12 protein-coding genes are annotated in these 16,984 nt (G+C 58.8%); 5 read left to right on the top strand and 7 right to left on the bottom strand.

Going from position 1 to position 16,984, the window contains the following annotated elements; all coding sequences use genetic code 11:
- Positions 1 to 77 precede the first annotated feature (77 nt).
- From ugpC to J7382_RS10980, 7 genes are all read right to left on the bottom strand, one after another.
- Positions 78 to 1,139, bottom strand: coding sequence for a sn-glycerol-3-phosphate ABC transporter ATP-binding protein UgpC (gene ugpC / locus J7382_RS10950; RefSeq protein WP_209069063.1), 1,062 nt, complete (start codon positions 1,137 to 1,139; stop codon positions 78 to 80).
- Positions 1,139 to 2,383 carry a hypothetical protein gene (locus tag J7382_RS10955; RefSeq protein WP_209069064.1) on the bottom strand — a complete coding sequence of 415 codons (1,245 nt, stop codon included), beginning with the start codon at positions 2,381 to 2,383 and terminating at the stop codon, positions 1,139 to 1,141. The genes ugpC and J7382_RS10955 overlap by 1 nt, the downstream gene beginning before the upstream one ends.
- 4 nt (positions 2,384 to 2,387) lie before the next feature.
- Complete coding sequence (locus tag J7382_RS10960; RefSeq protein WP_209069065.1) at positions 2,388 to 3,596, bottom strand: carbohydrate ABC transporter permease; 1,209 nt, start codon at positions 3,594 to 3,596, stop codon at positions 2,388 to 2,390.
- Positions 3,596 to 4,831 (bottom strand): sugar ABC transporter permease, encoded by a 1,236-nt coding sequence (locus J7382_RS10965; protein ID WP_209069066.1) that lies wholly within the window; start codon positions 4,829 to 4,831, stop codon positions 3,596 to 3,598. The genes J7382_RS10960 and J7382_RS10965 overlap by 1 nt, the downstream gene beginning before the upstream one ends.
- A gap of 72 nt (positions 4,832 to 4,903) precedes the next feature.
- A complete protein-coding gene (locus J7382_RS10970; RefSeq protein ID WP_209069067.1) occupies positions 4,904 to 6,256 on the bottom strand; it encodes an extracellular solute-binding protein in 1,353 nt (450 codons plus the stop codon).
- A gap of 25 nt (positions 6,257 to 6,281) precedes the next feature.
- On the bottom strand, positions 6,282 to 7,412 hold the full coding sequence (locus tag J7382_RS10975) for a LacI family DNA-binding transcriptional regulator (RefSeq protein ID WP_209069068.1): 1,131 nt from the start codon (positions 7,410 to 7,412) through the stop codon (positions 6,282 to 6,284).
- Positions 7,413 to 7,717: 305 nt separating this feature from the next.
- Entirely contained in the window at positions 7,718 to 9,715 is a 1,998-nt protein-coding gene (locus J7382_RS10980; protein WP_209069069.1) for a TonB-dependent receptor, read from the bottom strand.
- Positions 9,716 to 10,035: 320 nt separating this feature from the next.
- On the opposite strand from J7382_RS10980, the gene J7382_RS10985 reads away from it, so the two are divergent.
- From J7382_RS10985 to J7382_RS11005, 5 genes are all read left to right on the top strand, one after another.
- Positions 10,036 to 11,106, top strand: coding sequence for a ChuX/HutX family heme-like substrate-binding protein (locus J7382_RS10985; protein ID WP_209069070.1), 1,071 nt, complete (start codon positions 10,036 to 10,038; stop codon positions 11,104 to 11,106).
- A complete protein-coding gene (locus J7382_RS10990; RefSeq protein ID WP_247744954.1) occupies positions 11,103 to 11,996 on the top strand; it encodes a hemin ABC transporter substrate-binding protein in 894 nt (297 codons plus the stop codon). The genes J7382_RS10985 and J7382_RS10990 overlap by 4 nt, the downstream gene beginning before the upstream one ends.
- A 3-nt stretch (positions 11,997 to 11,999) precedes the next feature.
- Positions 12,000 to 13,067, top strand: coding sequence for an iron ABC transporter permease (locus tag J7382_RS10995; RefSeq protein ID WP_209069071.1), 1,068 nt, complete (start codon positions 12,000 to 12,002; stop codon positions 13,065 to 13,067).
- 9 nt (positions 13,068 to 13,076) lie between these two features.
- Positions 13,077 to 13,847 (top strand): heme ABC transporter ATP-binding protein, encoded by a 771-nt coding sequence (locus tag J7382_RS11000; protein WP_209069072.1) that lies wholly within the window; start codon positions 13,077 to 13,079, stop codon positions 13,845 to 13,847.
- A gap of 313 nt (positions 13,848 to 14,160) precedes the next feature.
- Positions 14,161 to 16,950 (top strand): bifunctional aconitate hydratase 2/2-methylisocitrate dehydratase, encoded by a 2,790-nt coding sequence (locus J7382_RS11005; RefSeq protein WP_209069073.1) that lies wholly within the window; start codon positions 14,161 to 14,163, stop codon positions 16,948 to 16,950.
- Positions 16,951 to 16,984 lie beyond the last annotated feature (34 nt).

Below are 16,984 nucleotides of genomic sequence, written 5' to 3' on the forward strand. Positions count from 1 at the left end.
AGAGCCGCCCATTCACTCACAATATGGCCGTTCAACCCGCCCCCATAGCCCGGCAACGCATAGAGATTCGCACCATCTCACTCCTCCAACCGCTGCCCCTGCACATCAAAGAAATGCACGCGCTCCGCTGGGAAAGACAACCCAACCCGGTCGCCCACTACCTGACGTATCTCCCCCCCCGTGATGCGCACCGTCACCTTATCCTCCTGTCCGACATCAAGGATCAGGAAAGTGTCCGCCCCGAGGTATTCAATCACCTCCACCGTGCCATCACATTGCCCCTGCCCCGCGTCACAGATGCCAATGTGCTCCGGACGGATGCCGATTTTTTCCGCCGTGCCCTGCAGGCCAAAGGCCCCCTGCCCGCCAACGGCCAGCGCGTACTGGCTATCGCCTGCCTGCGCACGACAGCTCAGTATGTTCATCTTTGGGCTGCCAATGAACTGCGCCACAAACAGGTTTGCTGGCTTCTCATACAGTGCGCGCGGCGTGCCCACCTGCGCAATATGACCATACTCCAACACCACAATCCGATCCGCCAGCGTCATCGCCTCGACCTGATCATGGGTCACATAAATCATCGTGCGCTTCAGGTTCTGATGCAGTTTTGCGATCTCATACCGCATCTCAACCCGCAGCGCGGCATCCAGATTGGACAGCGGCTCATCAAACAGGAAGGCCGTCGGATCGCGCACAATAGACCGTCCAATCGCCACCCGCTGACGCTGCCCACCGGACAGATCTTTGGGACGACGCTCCAGATAGTCGGTCAACTTCAGGATCTCCGCCGCCGCCCCGACTTGCCGTGCAATTTCGTCCTTAGCCACGCCCGCCACCTTCAGCGAGAACCCCATGTTTTCAGCCACGGTCAGATGCGGGTAAAGCGCGTAAGACTGAAACACCATGGTCAGCCCGCGCTTGCTGGGCGGATGATCTGTCACATCCCGCCCACCGATCTCAAGCACGCCGCGACTGATATCTTCGAGACCGCCAATCATGCGCAACAAGGTGGATTTGCCGCAGCCCGAGGGGCCGACAAACACCACAAACTCCCCCTCCTGAATGTCCAGATCAATGCCCTTGATAACCTGAGCCTCACCAAACCACTTTTCGACCGCTTTTAGAGTGATACTGCCCATCAGACTTTCCCCGCCCATGCCAACCAAACCGCCGCTGTCCATGTGAAGCTACCGCCCCCTGCGGCACTTCCGGTGGCCGGGTCAAAATACTCGGCGAACCCGTGCTCTTTGATCAGATGTGCGGTCTTCTTTGCCAGATCTGTGGCCTCCTCTTCATGCCCCATATCCGCAAGGCCAAGGCCGATCAGCATATTGACAATCGCCCATGTCGGCCCCCGCCAGTAGCGGCGCGCATCAAAGGTCTCTGCATCCGGATCATTGCTGGGCACAGGATAGGCCACCCGCTCCATAATGCTGCGCAGTTTGGTCAGCATGGCGCGGTTTTCCACCCCGGCAAACCAGCACAGATAAGAGGCGTTGGACAGGCATCCGGCCCATTCGCCGCTGTGCACATCCCGGCTGTCAAACCCGCCAAGCTCTTCATTCCAAAGCGTGGCCGCACCGGCCTCAAGCCGCGCCACATCCGCCTCAAGCGTCTGCGTGTCTTCGCCCAGCGCTGCACCCATTTTCACAAGATCGCGCGCAGCGCGCAGCGTGGTGAAGGTCATTGTGGGATCCGCGACCCGAAACGGGCTCTGCGCCAACATCGCCGCCTGATCCCAATTCAGCCGCCGCCCCAGCTGCACCAGTGTGATGTAGCGGTCATAATCATATTTGGTGGGGCGATCCTCCGCATTCACATGGGAGGTGTCACGGCGGGTGTACTCTCCCACATCGGACGCATCCATCCGTGCCATGGTCTTGTCCCAATCCGGCGCATTGTCCCGTCCGGTTTCCCACGGATGCGTGGTACAGACCGCCCCACGATGCAACCGCCAGCGCATGATCCAACTGTGCCATTTCACCATTTTGGGATAAAGCGCCGCCATCCGCGGGCGGCCCATCTCCGGGTCACGTTGCCAGACCAGATGCGCCATGGTCGCGGCAATCGGCGGCTGGATGATCCCAGAGGAGGAAATAGGCCCCTCACAGCCCCAAACCTCAGGCCCCGGAAAATAGCCCGGATCATTCTTGTGAAACAGGATATGCGGCACCATACCGTCGGCCCATTGCCCTTGAAACAGTGTCTCAAGCTCCACCCAGGCACGTTCCACATCAAACTGCGCAAAACCCAGCGCGGCCACGGCGCTGTCCCAATTCCACTGATAGGGATAAAGCCCTGCCGTTGGCACGGTATAGCTACCTCGGTCATTGGTGATCAGGACGTCCCGCGCCTGTTCGGTCAGAGAAATATCATGGGTCATGGGCTTATCCTTTGACAGACCCGGCCGTCAGGCCTTTGGTCATGAAGCGTTCCAATCCAAGGAACAGCACCATGATCGGCACGGTGGCAATCACGGCCCCGGCCATCAGATGCTGGCGTGGAATTTCAGAAGAGTTGAGCATCGCCACCCCACGGGTGAGCGTGAATTTTGACGGATCATCCAGCAGCATGAAGGCCAGCAGGAATTCATTCCAGGCGATCATGAACACATAAAGCGAGACGGAGGCCAGCGCGGGCAGGCTGAGTGGCAAAGTGATCTTCCAGATCACCGCCAATCGCGACAGCCCATCCATCAACCCGGCCTCCTCCACCTCGGTCGGCAACCCCCGGAAATAGCCCTGCAACATATAAAGCGCGACAGGGATGGTGGTCACCGGATAGATCAGCACGATGCCAAGGATCGAATTGCGCAGCCCCGTCATCGAGAAGGCAATGTAGATCGGCAGCGCCAGCACGATCATCGGCACCATGTAAATCAGCAGGATAGAGCGCGAAAACGCCTTCTGCCCTTTGAAACGGAACCGCGCCACCGCATAGGCACCGGGCACGCTGAACGCCAGCGTGATAAACACCGTCAGCACAGACACATAGAACGACGTCCACAGATAGGTGCCAAAATTGAAATCACGAAACAGCTCCACATAGCTGCGGAACAGTTCCGTGCCCTTGCTGATCTCAATGGAGAAATCGAGCGGGTTCTGCAGCAGCGCCTGCTGTGACTTCAGGCTGGTCATCACCATCACATAAAAGGGAATGAGCACAATCGCGGTGAAGAAAATATAGCCAAACCCGGTGAGGAAACGGATCACCGCCGCCTCATACTCATGCCGGGTCAACGCCCCAAATGGCGTGTCATGCAAGATCGCGGCCAAGCCGAAATGCAGCCCCGCCGCCAAGGCCGCCATCGCCACCACAACAGCAGAAAGCGCCATATCCGCCCCGGTGACAATCGGCCCCCAGACGGTCATCATCGCAAGCGCCATCAAGGCGCTGATCATCAGCCGCGCCACCGCATGTGGCGCCGCGAACCGCACATAAATCAGCCCCCCAACAGCGCCCCAGATCAGACACAGCCCAATCTGCGGACGAAACGCCGCCCCAGTGGCAAATGACATCGCCACCGCCACGGTTGTCGCCATCACGCAAAGCCACAGCGCCCCCAGCACAGGGCCGGTCAGATAACCTTTGCGCATCACAAGCCCTCCTCGCGGCTGATAAATTTGAAGAAGAAGACCGAGAAGCACAGCAGGCAGAGCAGGATCACCACGGCCACCGCCGCCCCCGCACCGATGTTGGAGATCGCAAAGGCCTGCTCATAGACATTCACCGTCAAGGTGCGGGTGCCTGCATTGCCCCCGGTCAGCAGGAAAATGTCATCAAACTTGTTGAACGTCCAAATGAAGCGCAGCAGGAACAGCACCGACAGGATGCCCAAGAGCTGCGGCAGGCTCAGCAGCCAGAATTTCTGGAAAGGTGAGGCCCCATCCATGTCCGCAGCCTCATACATGGCGGTGTCGATGCTCTGCATCCGCGCCAGAATAAAGAGGAAGGACAGCGGGAAGTACCGCCAGATCTCAAACACCGTTACCATGATCAACGCCAAAGGACGGTCCCCAAAGAAATTGATCGCCTCCTGCGTCACCCCCATCTGGATCAGCAAGGCGTTTGCCGATCCTGAAAACGGGTCAAACAATGTCACCCAGGTGAAGGCCACCGCGATCACCGGTGCCACATAGGGGAACAGATAAAGCCCGCGGATAAAGCCCTGCCCCTTGAAGCTTTTGTTGAGCAGAAGCGCAGCAAACAGCCCCATCACCAGCGCCCCAATCGTGCCAAAAACCGTGTAAAACAGGGTCACGCCAAACACAGTCCAGAATTCGCCCCCGTCAAACAGCCGCTTGTAGTTCTCCAGCGACAGTTTCGGACTACTCAAAACACTCTGACCGCCCCCTGTGACCACCGGCGCACTGCCCTCAACAGCCTCTTCCAACACGTCTTCCGCCAGATCGGTCGCAATTGGCAGCCGCAGGCGCTCCCGCGCCCCACCTGACATCTCGCCAAAGTCACAGAACAGATCCCGTCCCTCAAGCCGGCACGGCTCTGGCAGAGCCTCTCGCAGGGCGACCCCTTCAGGCAATTGATCTGACAGGGTCACTCCGCTGATCATCTCGTCCTGCGAGGAATTGCGCAGACGGTATTCAATCCGCATCTCCTCGCCACTGCCACGCAGGCTTTCACGCACAATCGGCGCTGGCGGACGCAGATCCGACAGGGTGAAGGGTTTGAAACTGATCCAGAAAACCGCCAGCAGGGGCAAGACCACCACCAAGGCAACGCTGATCAGGGTTGGGGCCAGAAGACCCCAAGCCAGTCGCGCCTCACGTTTGGCCAATGCGCCCGTGCCTGTTGGCGGATGCGCCGTAGACATGGGAAACCTCATGCAAGAGAGGGACAGTGAAAGCAGCGGCGCCCCAAACAGGCCGCCACTGCGCTTTTAAGATTACTGCACTTTCGCCAGTGCGTCGTTCATTGCCGCAACCGCGCCTGCCGCATCAATCTCATCGTCGATATACTGACGCACGATGCGGTTGATGGCCTGACTGTTGATGATTTTAGACGCCAGCGAAAGCTGCCCCTCGACCACCCCCCAGCGCTGCGCCACATCAAGGCCGCCCACGATCTCATCAATCATCGCCTGATCATAGAGCTCACCCAATGGGGCTTTGCGATCCACACCCACGGGCAGCTTGGCCCAAGCCTCGCTGAACGCGGTTGGATTGTCGGCTGTGCCACGGCGCACCGGGAACTTGCCCTCAGGCGCAATGGAAAGCGTCTGCGTGTAGCCCTCATCCATGGCGTATTTCACAAAGTCCATCGCCGCATCGGTGTCTGCATCCGAGGTAATGCCAAAATAGCGCACATCACCCCAGGCAGCCCCATCCGGATTGGACGGGCCAGAGAAATTGGTCACGATCCCGGTCATTCCGGCCAATGCATTGGAGGTCGGATCCTCATTGATGGTGGGCGGGGCACTGTCCCGCAGGCCCGCAAGTTCATCCAGAATGAACGGCGACCAGATGATCATCGCCGCTTTGCCTGCGAAATACAGCTCGCGGGACTGTTTCCAATACAGCTCACCCGGAGGCGAGGCTTTGGAAATGGCCTTGTAGAAATCCAGAACCTCGGTGGTCTTGGCTTCATCCAGCGGCTGGAAGCCATCCGCACCCACCGGGCTGACACCATTGGCAAGGAACACATGTTCCAACACCTGGCTCATGAAGTTCTCATCGACTTTGGTGGCGGCAACAAACCCATACATCTCTGGCGGGTTGTGCAGCTTTTCCAAAGCGGCCAGCACATCGGCGTAGCTGCTTGGCGCGGCCAGACCGGCCGCATCAAACAGGTCTTTGCGATAGACCACCATCTGCGTCCAGCCATCCACCGGCACAGAGGCGACCTCGCCGTTGAAATCCGCCATGGCCACCGCACCCGGCGCAAAGGTGTCCACCCCAAGATCTGCGACAACTTCTGCTGCCGCTTCGGTATCCAGAATGCCAGCCTCCGCCCAAGGCAGCGCATATTGCAGCGTATGGTAAATCACATCCGGCAAATCACCCGCCGCATAGGCCGCTGTGGCGCGCGTGCCAAGATCACTTTCGGTGACCGGGATCACCTCCACGGTTGTGCCGGTTGCGGATTTGAACTGCTCCGCCATCTCCTGCTGCTTGGCCAGCCGCTCCGGCTGTTCTTCCGTGGTCCAGAACCGGATGGTATCGGCCTGAACAGACATCGCCGTCAGCGCAAGCGCCAGCGACGTGCTCATCAATAGTTTTGGTGCAAAATGACGCGACATATCAGTCGTCCTCCCTGTTATTTCTTCATCGTTCTTTTAGTTTTTTTGCCAACATCTCTGCGCTGCATCTCGGTGGGCCATCCGAATGCCGTTCAATCAATCTGGCCTCAGAAACCTCGCGCAGCGTTTCCGCCGCTTCCCCCCGGATCTGACGGATCAGCAACTCCGCCAACCGCGCGCCAGCACGCCGCGTGTCCACATGATAGGTGGTCAGACCGGGACGCACGAATTCCGACTCCGGCACGCCGTCATATCCAATGACCGACACATCCTCCCCGACCGTCAGCCCCAGATCGGCCAAAGCATCATACGCGCCCAGCGCGGCCATATCGGTGGCAAACACAATGCCTGTGGGCGGCAGCGCCAATTGCATGAGGGCGCGCACTTCTTCGGCCCCTTCCTTGCGCGTGCGGGCCCCATCGCGCATCAGCTGCGCCTCCAGAGGCAGCCGCGCCGCCACGAGCCCCGCTTTGAAGCCCTCGCGCCGCAAATGCGCGTAATTGAAGTTCAATCGACTGCCGACATACCCAATCCGTGTGTGGCCCAAACTGGCCAGCCGTGTCACCGCACTACACATGGCCGCTTCGCCGAGAATATCATACCACGACCCCTGCTGTTGCCCGGCGGACAGCCCATGCTCGGTGCGCCCGTACATCACATGTGGCACGTCACGCGCGCGCAGCAACGCAACCCTTGCATCCTGCACCTCGGTGCGCGGCAGAATGAAACCATCGGCCTTGCGCTCATCAATCAACCGCCCCAACACATCCAGCATATCCGCATCAGACGTCGCCGTGGACACGGTCACCGTCCAGCCGAACCCACTGGCGGTTTCACAGGCTCCCATCAGAAATTCCTGCAAAAAAGGATTGTGTCGATCCGGCTCATCCATCTGCAACACCAGCGCAAGCGCGCGCACACGCCCTGTGCGGATCGCCTGCGCATGGCTCAGCGGCTGATAGCCCATCTTTTTGGCTGTGCGCGCCACCCGCTGACGCGTGGATTCCGAAATGTCGCCATAGCCGTTCATGGCCCGCGACACTGTGCTTTTGGACATGCCAAGCTGGGCCGCCAGATCATTGATCGTCACACGCCGCCCTCTCCGGTCAGACGTCCGGGATTTTGCATCAATTGGCGTGGGTCGAATCGTAGTCATACCGGAACTATTTTTCCCGAAACCGGTTTCGGCAACCGGTTTCGGTGGCAATTCTTCGCATCTTGCCTTGACGGAAGGCGAATTTTACCCAATAGGCCCTATTTTTAATGCGCTTTGATCACATCGCGCTGACCAGCACACAACAGCCAAAAGGCCCCCGAAACCGGAGGCCTTTCAGTATCGATATTGCCAAGGTCCTGAAGGGGCCAGCCCCTCTGCGCCTATGGCGCATTCACCCCGAGATATTTTTATCAAGAGGAAGCAAAAGCCCGCCGTAGAGGGCGGACCTAAGCGTCCCACGGACCTTAGAACTTCGCAGTCAGGAACACACTTGCATTGCGCCCAGCCCCGTCGATTTGGCCGATGGAGCGATAGGATTTGTCAAACAGGTTGCCCAGCTCCACCGACATGCTGACGGTTTCGGTCAAATCAACCGTTCCGCGCAGGTTCACTGTGCCCCAGCCTGCAGTTTCATCTGCAACAGCACCGCTTGAACTGCGCTGTGTTGCAGAGCTTTCCCCGCGCAGGAAGGCATCCCATGTGCCGCCCAAATTCGCCAGGGCCCAGTCGCCCCGCACGCCAAGATCACCGCTCCATTTCGGCGTACCAGAATCGGCGGTGGTATACCCATTGGAATAAGTGAACTTGCGCGTCACAAAGGCAATGTTTGCATAAGGACGAATGCCATTTACCCAACCCGGATCAAGCTCCGCAGCCAGTTCAAACCCATAGCTGCGTGCCTTGTTGACGTTCTGATAAACCGAGGTACGCGGCGCGACGGTCACGGATGTGATGTAGTCGTCGGAGTCGGTGTAGAAAACGGCCGCATCCAACACGAGGTTACCCCGATCAATACGCGCGCCAAGCTCGTAGTTTGTCGCTGTTTCCGGCTTCAGATCAGGATTTCCGATTACGGTGCCCCCAGCTCCAACGGATGTCAGGAACAACTGGCTCAACGAGGGGTAGGTATAGCCCTGCGAGATGCTCCCGCGCAGTACAGCCCCGTTGTGCAACTCATAGACCAGCCCAGCAGATCCCAGGAAACGATCATCCTTGTTCTGGGAAAGCGTTTGTGCTGCGCCATTCACCAAATAGCTGTCCAATGCCGCATCCACATTGTAGTAGCGCAAACCAAACGTCCCAGTCAGAGCACTGCTGAGTGCCATCTCATGCTGTGCAAAGGCCGAAAATGTTTCGATACTTGCGTCTGAAACGCGCGTTGTCGTACCTCGTGTGCTGGTCGAAACCTTGTCCGAAAACATACTGTCGTTTTCGTATTCAAAGCCGACAACCGTCCGATGGCCGGGCGCGAACTCAAAGTTGGCGGACGCCTGCAAACCATAGGTATCTTGAACATCATCAGATGTAGATGTGCTTGGGCCACCAAAGTTGCTACTGTTGCGGAACTGTCGTTCTATCTCTTGTGTATAGGCGCTGACTTTAAGCATGGACATCCATGGCGTCAGATTTTCACCTTCATAGAAAGCGCTATATTTGCGCAAATCCCGCTTCGGGAGCTCGATCGAAAAGTTCGGTATCCCCGTATACACATCCGCGGACAGGTCATAGTCCTGCGCGCGCAGACCGATGTAGTGATTGCCCATGCGATAGCCGATGAAGGCATTCAGATCGCGGTCTTCGCTGCCTGACGGGTCCAACTCGCCTTCAGGCGTCTGACGGTTGCCCAGATCAGATTGTGACAGCCCCAGACGATAGTCAAAATTGCCCACCGTGCCCGCGACGCTGGTGGAGGCACGATAGCCCTCATTGGCCCCCAGATAGCCGCCGGACACGGTCACTTCGACCGGTTTGTCCGCGCCCCGTTTGGTAATGATGTTCACCACACCACCAATCGCGCGGTTGCCCGAGACCACAGAAGATGGCCCCCGCACCACTTCAATGCGCTCAATCTCAGTTGGCGCAATGAGGATCGGCGTACCATAGGTCGTGTGATCGGAAATGCGCTGCCCGTCAATCAGGATTGCCACCCGCTGAGAGGCTTCCCCACGGATACGGATCCGCTCAATGCCGGATTCGCTTACGCGCACGCCAGGCACACCTTTCAAAAGATTGGCCACCGAGCTGGGCGGGATCTCACGAATATCCCCCTCTTCCAGCACCGTCACCGAAGACGGGCTATATTTCACTTCAGTGGGCAGGCCCGTGCTGGTCACCGTAATGGCGCCCAGTTGAATGTCCTCATCAGCAGCGCGCGCGGCTTCTTGCGCGCCAACACTGCTGGCAAACACCGCACTCAAAAGCGCGCTTGATGCCAATGGCAAACGGAATACGGAAGTCTTCACTATTTTGTCCCTTCAAAAGGGGGCAGATCCCCATGTCTGATCACGAGGCCGCGCAACTGGGGGCTCGTGTGTCCTAACTACCTGGCATGTGCTGGGTCTGATGATCATCGCGGATCAATCCCCTGATCCTGCGAGTCCCACGCGGCATAATTTACCAAAGGGGAAAATACCATATCTTTTTTATCAGAAATTAACCTCTTCCTCTTGAACTGTTGCATTTTCCGCCGTACCTCCCAATTCAACCACTCTTCAAAAGCACAGCCAGACCGAGATTTTTCGTCATAGCCACTGCTTCTTCCGCGATGTGATGGAGGATGCCTATGACCACACAATCCCGCCCTACCCCCGATGCCATTCGTCAGGCCCGGATCGACAATCCCACAATGCGCGAACGCGATCTGGCGGACAGCCTGGGCATTTCAGAGGCCGAACTGCTTGCGGCCCATATCGGCCAGGGTGTCACCCGGATTTCATCAGAACTGGACAAGCTGATCCCGGCGGTCATGGAACTGGGCGAAACCATGGCCCTCACCCGCAATGACAGCTGTGTCATCGAAAAACACGGGGTCTATGAGGACTATCGCGGCGCCCCCCATGCCGCTCTGGTGGTCAACGAAGACATTGATCTGCGCATGTTCCCGCGCCACTGGCACTTTGGTTTTGCCGTAGAAAAAGCCCTGCCAGAGGGGGGAACCCGCCGGTCGCTACAGATCTTTGACGCCGCAGGGGATGCGGTGCACAAAATCTTCCTCAAAGACCCGGCCATCGCCGACACTTGGGACGATCTACTGACCCGGCTTGCGCCGCAAGATACATCAGCGGAGATCACGGTCTCCCCCCGCAAACCCACAGAACCCGCCAAAGGGGATCCAACCAAAGCACAGCGTCTGCGCGACAAATGGGACAAGATGACAGACACGCATCAGTTCCTGCAAATGGTGAACGGTCTGAAAATGAACCGGCTGGGGGCCTATCGACTGGCCGGTGCGCCCTATGTGCGCCCCCTCCCTCCTCAAGCGGTAGAGGATCTACTGCAAAAAGCCTGCGACACCGCCCTGCCGATCATGATCTTTGTGGGCAACATGGGCTGTATCGAGATTCACACCGGCCCCATCCATTCGCTCAAACCGATGGGCCCTTGGATCAATGTTCTGGATCCCCGTTTTAACCTGCATCTGCGTGGCGATCATATCGCCGAGGTCTGGCAGGTCACAAAATCAACCCGCCGGGGCGATGCCGTCTCTGTGGAAGCCTTCGACAAAGATGGCGCGGTGATCCTGCAAATCTTCGGTGTCCTTGCAGATCCGGACGCCGCTGCGAAATGGAATGAAACCGTCGCCAGCCTCCCAAGCTTGCCAGAACCAAGCCCAGAAGAGGAAGTATCCGCATGACACGCCCGGCCCCGATGACACGGCCCGCCCCTTTGACCCTGTTGCAATTGGCAATGACCCTGGCGCTTGGCCTTGTCACAGCCCTTGGTATTGCCCAGCGCGGCATCGCAGATGAGCCCGTCCGGATTGTCTCCGCGGGCGGTTCAATCACCGAAATTGTCTATGCTCTGGGGCAGCAAGACCGCCTTGTGGCACGCGACACCACGTCCAACCACCCGGCACAGGCACTGGAGTTGCCCAATGTCGGCTATGTCCGCCGCCTCTCTCCCGAAGGTCTGCTGTCGGTCAATCCCGATCTCATTCTGGCCGAAGAGGGTGCTGGCCCGCCGGAAACCTTCGAAGTGCTTGAGGGCAGCGGCCTGCCAATCATCACCATTCCCATGGGGTTTGACCTGCCAGCGGTACAGGAGAAAATCACCGCTGTGGCCGCCGCCCTGGACGTGCCGGAGGCAGGCGCAGCCCTTGTGGCACAGGTCACCGAAGAGGTCGAAGGCGCGCAGAAAGCCGCAGGCCTCCACAATCAGCGCATTCTCTTTGTGCTCTCCATGCAGGGTGGACGCATTATGGCCGCTGGCCGTAACACAGCTGCCGATGGCATCATCACAATGGCTGGCGCTCAGAACGCCATTGACGGCTTTGAAGGCTACAAACTGATCACCGACGAAGCCGTGATCACCGCAGCGCCGGATGTCATCCTGATGATGCAATCCCACCGTCCCGGCGCGATCACCGCCGATGATCTGCTGAGCCACCCCGCCCTCTCCACAACCCCCGCTGGGCGGGATCAGGCTGTTCTGCAAATGGACGGCATGTTGATGCTTGGTTTCTCGGTGCGCACCGGACAGGCCGTGACCGAACTCGCCAACGCGCTCGCTACGGCAGGTCACTGATCCATGGCCGTGATCAGCCCAGATGCGCCCCTGATCTCTGCCGGGGATCGCGCGCCCCGCGCACGCAGTCTGACGTTGGGTCTCTGTCTGACATTGCTGATCACCTCAGTGTTTGGGCTCGCCGTAGGTGCCTCTGACACCTCACTCTGGCACGCGCTTTTGGATCTGGCCGCCGGGCGTGAACTGTCTTTGCGCGATGAAATCGTCCTCTGGCACATTCGCCTGCCACGCCTGCTGACTGGCTTGCTGGTCGGTGCGGCACTGGCCACATCTGGCGCTTTGCTACAGGGGCTGTTTCGCAACCCACTGGCCGATCCCGGCATCATCGGGGTGTCCGCAGGGGCCAGCCTTGGCGCTGCCAGCGCGATTGTCTTTGGGGCAAGCCTGCCCATGGCGCTACAGCTCGGCTTTTGGCTGGTACCGATGGCCGCCTTCACCGGCGCGTGGGGGGCGACGCTGCTGCTCTACCGCATTGCCACGCGCGATGGCCGCACCTCGGTGGCCACCATGCTGCTGGCGGGCATCGCCCTCTCTGCACTGGCCATGGCCTTCACCGGGCTGCTGACCTTTCTGGCCGATGATGCGCAGCTGCGCGACATCTCTTTCTGGAACCTCGGCTCCCTCTCTGGGGCCAACTGGGCCAAACTGAGCCTTGCCGCGCCGCTGATCCTGCTGTGCCTCGGGCTGGCACGGATGCTGGCGAATGGGCTCAACGGTCTTGCTCTGGGTGAGGCCGCCGCCCGCCATATGGGCGTGTCTGTCCAGACCGTCAAACGCCTCGCCATTCTCTGTGTGGCCGCCGCCACAGGCCTCTCCGTGGCGATCTCGGGTGGCATCAGCTTTGTCGGTATCGTTGTGCCGCACCTGCTGCGCCTGATCGCCGGACCGGATCACCGCTATCTGCTGATCAACTCCGCCTTACTGGGCGCCATTGTGCTGGTGATCGCAGATGTGATCTCCCGCGTGATCATCGCCCCTTCTGAACTGCCCATTGGCATTCTGACAGCCATTCTCGGCGGTCCCTTCTTCCTTTGGATCCTGCTGCGCCAACGCGGCATCGTGGATCTTTAAGAGGCTCTCATGTCGCTCACCGCCGACCAGATCAATGTCTTCGCAGGCAAAACGCAGCTCCTGCAGAAGCTGTCTTTCAAAGCCATCCCCGGTCAGCTCACCGCTATCGTCGGCCCCTCCGGCGCGGGCAAATCCACCCTGCTAAAGGCCCTCTGCGGGGACATTACCTATCACGGCAGCGTGCACCTCAATGGACGGGATATCTCTACCGAAGACGCCGCCACACTAGCCGAACAGCGCGCAGTGCTGGCACAAGCCACCCCGCTGGCCTTCCCCTTCACTGTCTGGGAAATCGTACGTCTGGGCCTGCGCGGGGATGCCAACCAGACCTTGATCGATCAGGCCCTGCACAGCGTCGACATGGACGGCTTCTCAGGTCATTTCTATCAATCCCTGTCCGGCGGAGAACAACAGCGGGTGCAATTGGCCCGTGTGCTCTGCCAGAGCTGGTCCGCCACCCGCGATCTCGGGCCGCGCTGGCTCTTGCTGGATGAGCCGGTGTCCAGCCTCGATATAGGCCAGCAGTTGCGCGTGATGCACATCGCCCGCCAATTTACTGAAACCGGCGGCGGCGTTGTCGCCGTCATGCATGATCTGAACCTGACCGCCATGTTTGCAGACTCCGTGGCTCTGATCGCCAACGGCCGACTGGTGGCGCAGGGCACACCACAGGACACCCTGACCTCTGAAGCCCTTAGCGCGATATACGGCTGCACCCTGCAAGTCGGCGCTGCCCCCACACACGGCCCCTTTGTGCTGCCCCAAATGGCCTCCCTCTGAACCGCCCCCTTGCCTGCGTGGCATGCATACGTGGTGCAGGCAAGCCTCTGCGCAAACATCCCCGTGATTTAACTTGGGTCACAGCCCCTCTCTGTCTATATAGGCCCCATAAGGTCGCAAACGCCGTCATTTTGGAGGTGCGCGCGGCTTGGGCTGCGACATCGTCACGGTCTGTTCACCACAAAATCTGCCAGTATCTTGCAACTGCGGGATCTTTGGTATACATCCGCATACAAACAGCTTCCCGAGCTCTGAATCATCTTCTGAGACTCGGCGTTCATGCTTAAGCCAACATCAAATCGCTAGGATCATCATGAGCTTGTACACCGACTATTTGAATGAGATTGAAACGCGCAAAGAGCAGGGTCTTCACCCCAAGCCGATTGACGCGGGCGACCTTGTCAGCGAACTGATCACCCTGATCAAAGACAGCGGCAACGAACATCGCGACGATGCGCTGAACTTCTTTATTTACAACACCCTGCCTGGCACAACCAGTGCGGCGGGCGTGAAGGCTGCTTTCCTCAAACAGATCATTCTGGGCGCCGAAACCCTTGAGGAAATCACCCCAACCTTCGCCTTCGAACTGCTGTCGCACATGAAAGGCGGCCCCTCCGTCGAGGTGCTTCTGGATCTCGCTCTGGGCGATGACGCCAGCATTGCCACACAGGCTGCCGAAGTCCTGAAGACTCAGGTCTTCCTCTATGAAGCCGATACAGATCGTCTGGACGCCGCTTACAAAGCCGGCAACGCCGTGGCCAAAGAGCTGCTGGAAAGCTACGCCAAGGCAGAGTTCTTCACCAAGCTGCCTGAGGTCGAAGAAGAAATCAAAGTTGTGACCTATATCGCAGGTATTGGCGATATTTCGACCGACTTGATGTCGCCGGGCGCCGAAGCACACTCGCGCGCAGACCGTGAACTGCACGGCAAGTGCTTCAGCACCCCTGAAGCCCAAGCAGAGATCCGCGCCCTGCAAGAGGCGCATCCTGACGCCCGCGTTATGATGATTTCTGAGAAAGGCACCATGGGTGTGGGCTCCTCCCGTATGTCGGGAATCAACAACGTGGCCCTCCTGATGGGGCAGCAGGCCAGCCCCTATGTGCCCTTCATCAACATTGCCCCTGTTGTGGCAGGCACCAACGGCATCTCGCCGATCTTCCTGACCACCGTGGGCGTGACCGGCGGTATCGGCCTTGATCTGGAAAACTGGGTCAAGAAAACCGATGCAGATGGCAACGTGGTTGTGGACGAAGACGGCGAAGCGGTTCTGGAAGAGGCCTATTCGGTGGCAACCGGCACCGTGCTGATCATCAACACCAAGTCCAAGACCTTGCAGGATGCGGATGGCAACGTGCTGAAAGACGTGTCCGCCGCCTTCACCCCACAAAAGGTGGAGTTCATGAAGGCGGGCGGCTCTTACGCCGTGGTCTTCGGTAAGAAACTGCAAACATTCGCTGCCGAAGCTCTGGGCCAGGAGCTGAAGTCGGCCTACGCGCCCTCCAAAGAAATCTCTATCGACGGCCAAGGTCTGACCGCAGTTGAGAAGATTTTCAACCGCAACGCCCGTGGTGTTGCCCCGGGCAAGGTGCTGCACGCTGGTTCTGACGTACGCGTCAAAGTGAACGTGGTTGGCTCTCAGGACACCACCGGCCCGATGACCGCGCAGGAACTGGAGGCCATGGCGGCCACCGTGATCTCCCCATCCGTGGATGTGGGCTATCAGTCCGGCTGTCACACCGCCTCTGTTTGGGACAAGAAGGCACAGGCCAACATCCCCAAACTGATGAAGTTCATGAACGACTTTGGCCTGATCACCGCGCGTGACCCTCTGGGCGAATATCACTCCATGACTGACGTGATCCACAAGGTGCTCAATGACATCACCGTGGATGACTGGGACATCATCGTGGGCGGCGACAGCCACACCCGTATGTCCAAAGGCGTGGCCTTTGGTGCGGACTCGGGCACTGTTGCGCTGGCGCTGGCCACCGGTGAAGCGGCAATGCCGATCCCTGAGTCCGTGAAGGTCACCTTCAAAGGCAAAATGGCCGATCACATGGACTTCCGCGATGTGGTGCACGCCACGCAGGCACAGATGCTGGACCAGCATGGTGACAACGTCTTCCAGGGTCGCATCATCGAGGTGCATATCGGCACGCTTCTGGCGGACCAGGCCTTTACCTTCACCGACTGGACCGCAGAGATGAAGGCGAAAGCCTCGATCTGTATCTCCAATGACGAGACACTGATCGGCTCGCTGGAGCTGGCCAAATCGCGCATCCAGATCATGATCGACAAGGGCATGGAAAACCGCACCAACACATTGCAGGGTCTGATCGACAAAGCAGATGCCCGCATCGCAGAGATCAAATCGGGCAAAAAGACTGCTTTGACCCCAGATGCGGACGCCAAATACTTCGCCGAAGTGGTGGTGGATCTGGATCAGATCGTCGAACCAATGATCGCCGACCCGGACGTCAACAACGAAGACGTGTCCAAGCGTTACACCCACGACACCATCCGCCCCGTGTCCTACTATAAGGCAGAAAAAAAGGTGGATCTGGGCTTTGTGGGCTCCTGCATGGTGCACAAAGGTGACATCAAGATCGTCGCCCAGATGCTGAAAAACCTCGAAGCGGCCAATGGCAAAGTCGAGTTCAACGCCCCGCTGGTTGTCGCGGCCCCAACCTACAACATCATTGATGAGCTGAAGGAAGAGGGCGACTGGGACATCCTGCAGAAATACTCAGGCTTTGAGTTTGACGATCTGTTCCCGAAAACTCAGGCGCGCACCGAGTATGAGAACATCCTCTATCTTGAGCGTCCGGGCTGTAGCCTCTGCATGGGCAACCAGGAAAAAGCGGAAAAAGGCGACACCGTGCTGGCCACCTCAACCCGCCTGTTCCAGGGTCGTGTTGTGGCCGATCTGCCCGAGAAGAAGGGCGAAAGCCTGCTGGCCTCCACCCCGCTGGTGGTGCTCTCCGCCATTCTGGGCCGCACGCCCACATTGGAAGAGTACAAAGCAGCGGTGGAGGGCATCGACCTGACCACCTTCGCCCCGCCGCTTGAAATCCCTGCGAACACCAAGTCCGCACATTTCTAAAGCGCCGACCAACCATCAAAAAGGGCCGTCTCTC

The organism is Shimia sp. R11_0 (assembly GCF_017744035.1).
Classification (GTDB): Bacteria; Pseudomonadota; Alphaproteobacteria; order Rhodobacterales; family Rhodobacteraceae; genus Shimia; species Shimia marina.

Coding starts and splice junctions, on each gene's coding strand:
- J7382_RS10990 (WP_247744954.1), top strand. CDS start 11,103: ATGACACGCCCGGCCCCGATGACACGGCCCGCCCCTTTGACCCTGTTG.
- ugpC (WP_209069063.1), bottom strand. CDS start 1,139: ATGGGCAGTATCACTCTAAAAGCGGTCGAAAAGTGGTTTGGTGAGGCT.
- J7382_RS10960 (WP_209069065.1), bottom strand. CDS start 3,596: ATGCGCAAAGGTTATCTGACCGGCCCTGTGCTGGGGGCGCTGTGGCTT.
- J7382_RS10970 (WP_209069067.1), bottom strand. CDS start 6,256: ATGTCGCGTCATTTTGCACCAAAACTATTGATGAGCACGTCGCTGGCG.
- J7382_RS10985 (WP_209069070.1), top strand. CDS start 10,036: ATGACCACACAATCCCGCCCTACCCCCGATGCCATTCGTCAGGCCCGG.
- J7382_RS10995 (WP_209069071.1), top strand. CDS start 12,000: ATGGCCGTGATCAGCCCAGATGCGCCCCTGATCTCTGCCGGGGATCGC.
- J7382_RS10965 (WP_209069066.1), bottom strand. CDS start 4,831: ATGTCTACGGCGCATCCGCCAACAGGCACGGGCGCATTGGCCAAACGT.
- J7382_RS11005 (WP_209069073.1), top strand. CDS start 14,161: ATGAGCTTGTACACCGACTATTTGAATGAGATTGAAACGCGCAAAGAG.
- J7382_RS10975 (WP_209069068.1), bottom strand. CDS start 7,412: ATGACTACGATTCGACCCACGCCAATTGATGCAAAATCCCGGACGTCT.
- J7382_RS11000 (WP_209069072.1), top strand. CDS start 13,077: ATGTCGCTCACCGCCGACCAGATCAATGTCTTCGCAGGCAAAACGCAG.
- J7382_RS10955 (WP_209069064.1), bottom strand. CDS start 2,383: ATGACCCATGATATTTCTCTGACCGAACAGGCGCGGGACGTCCTGATC.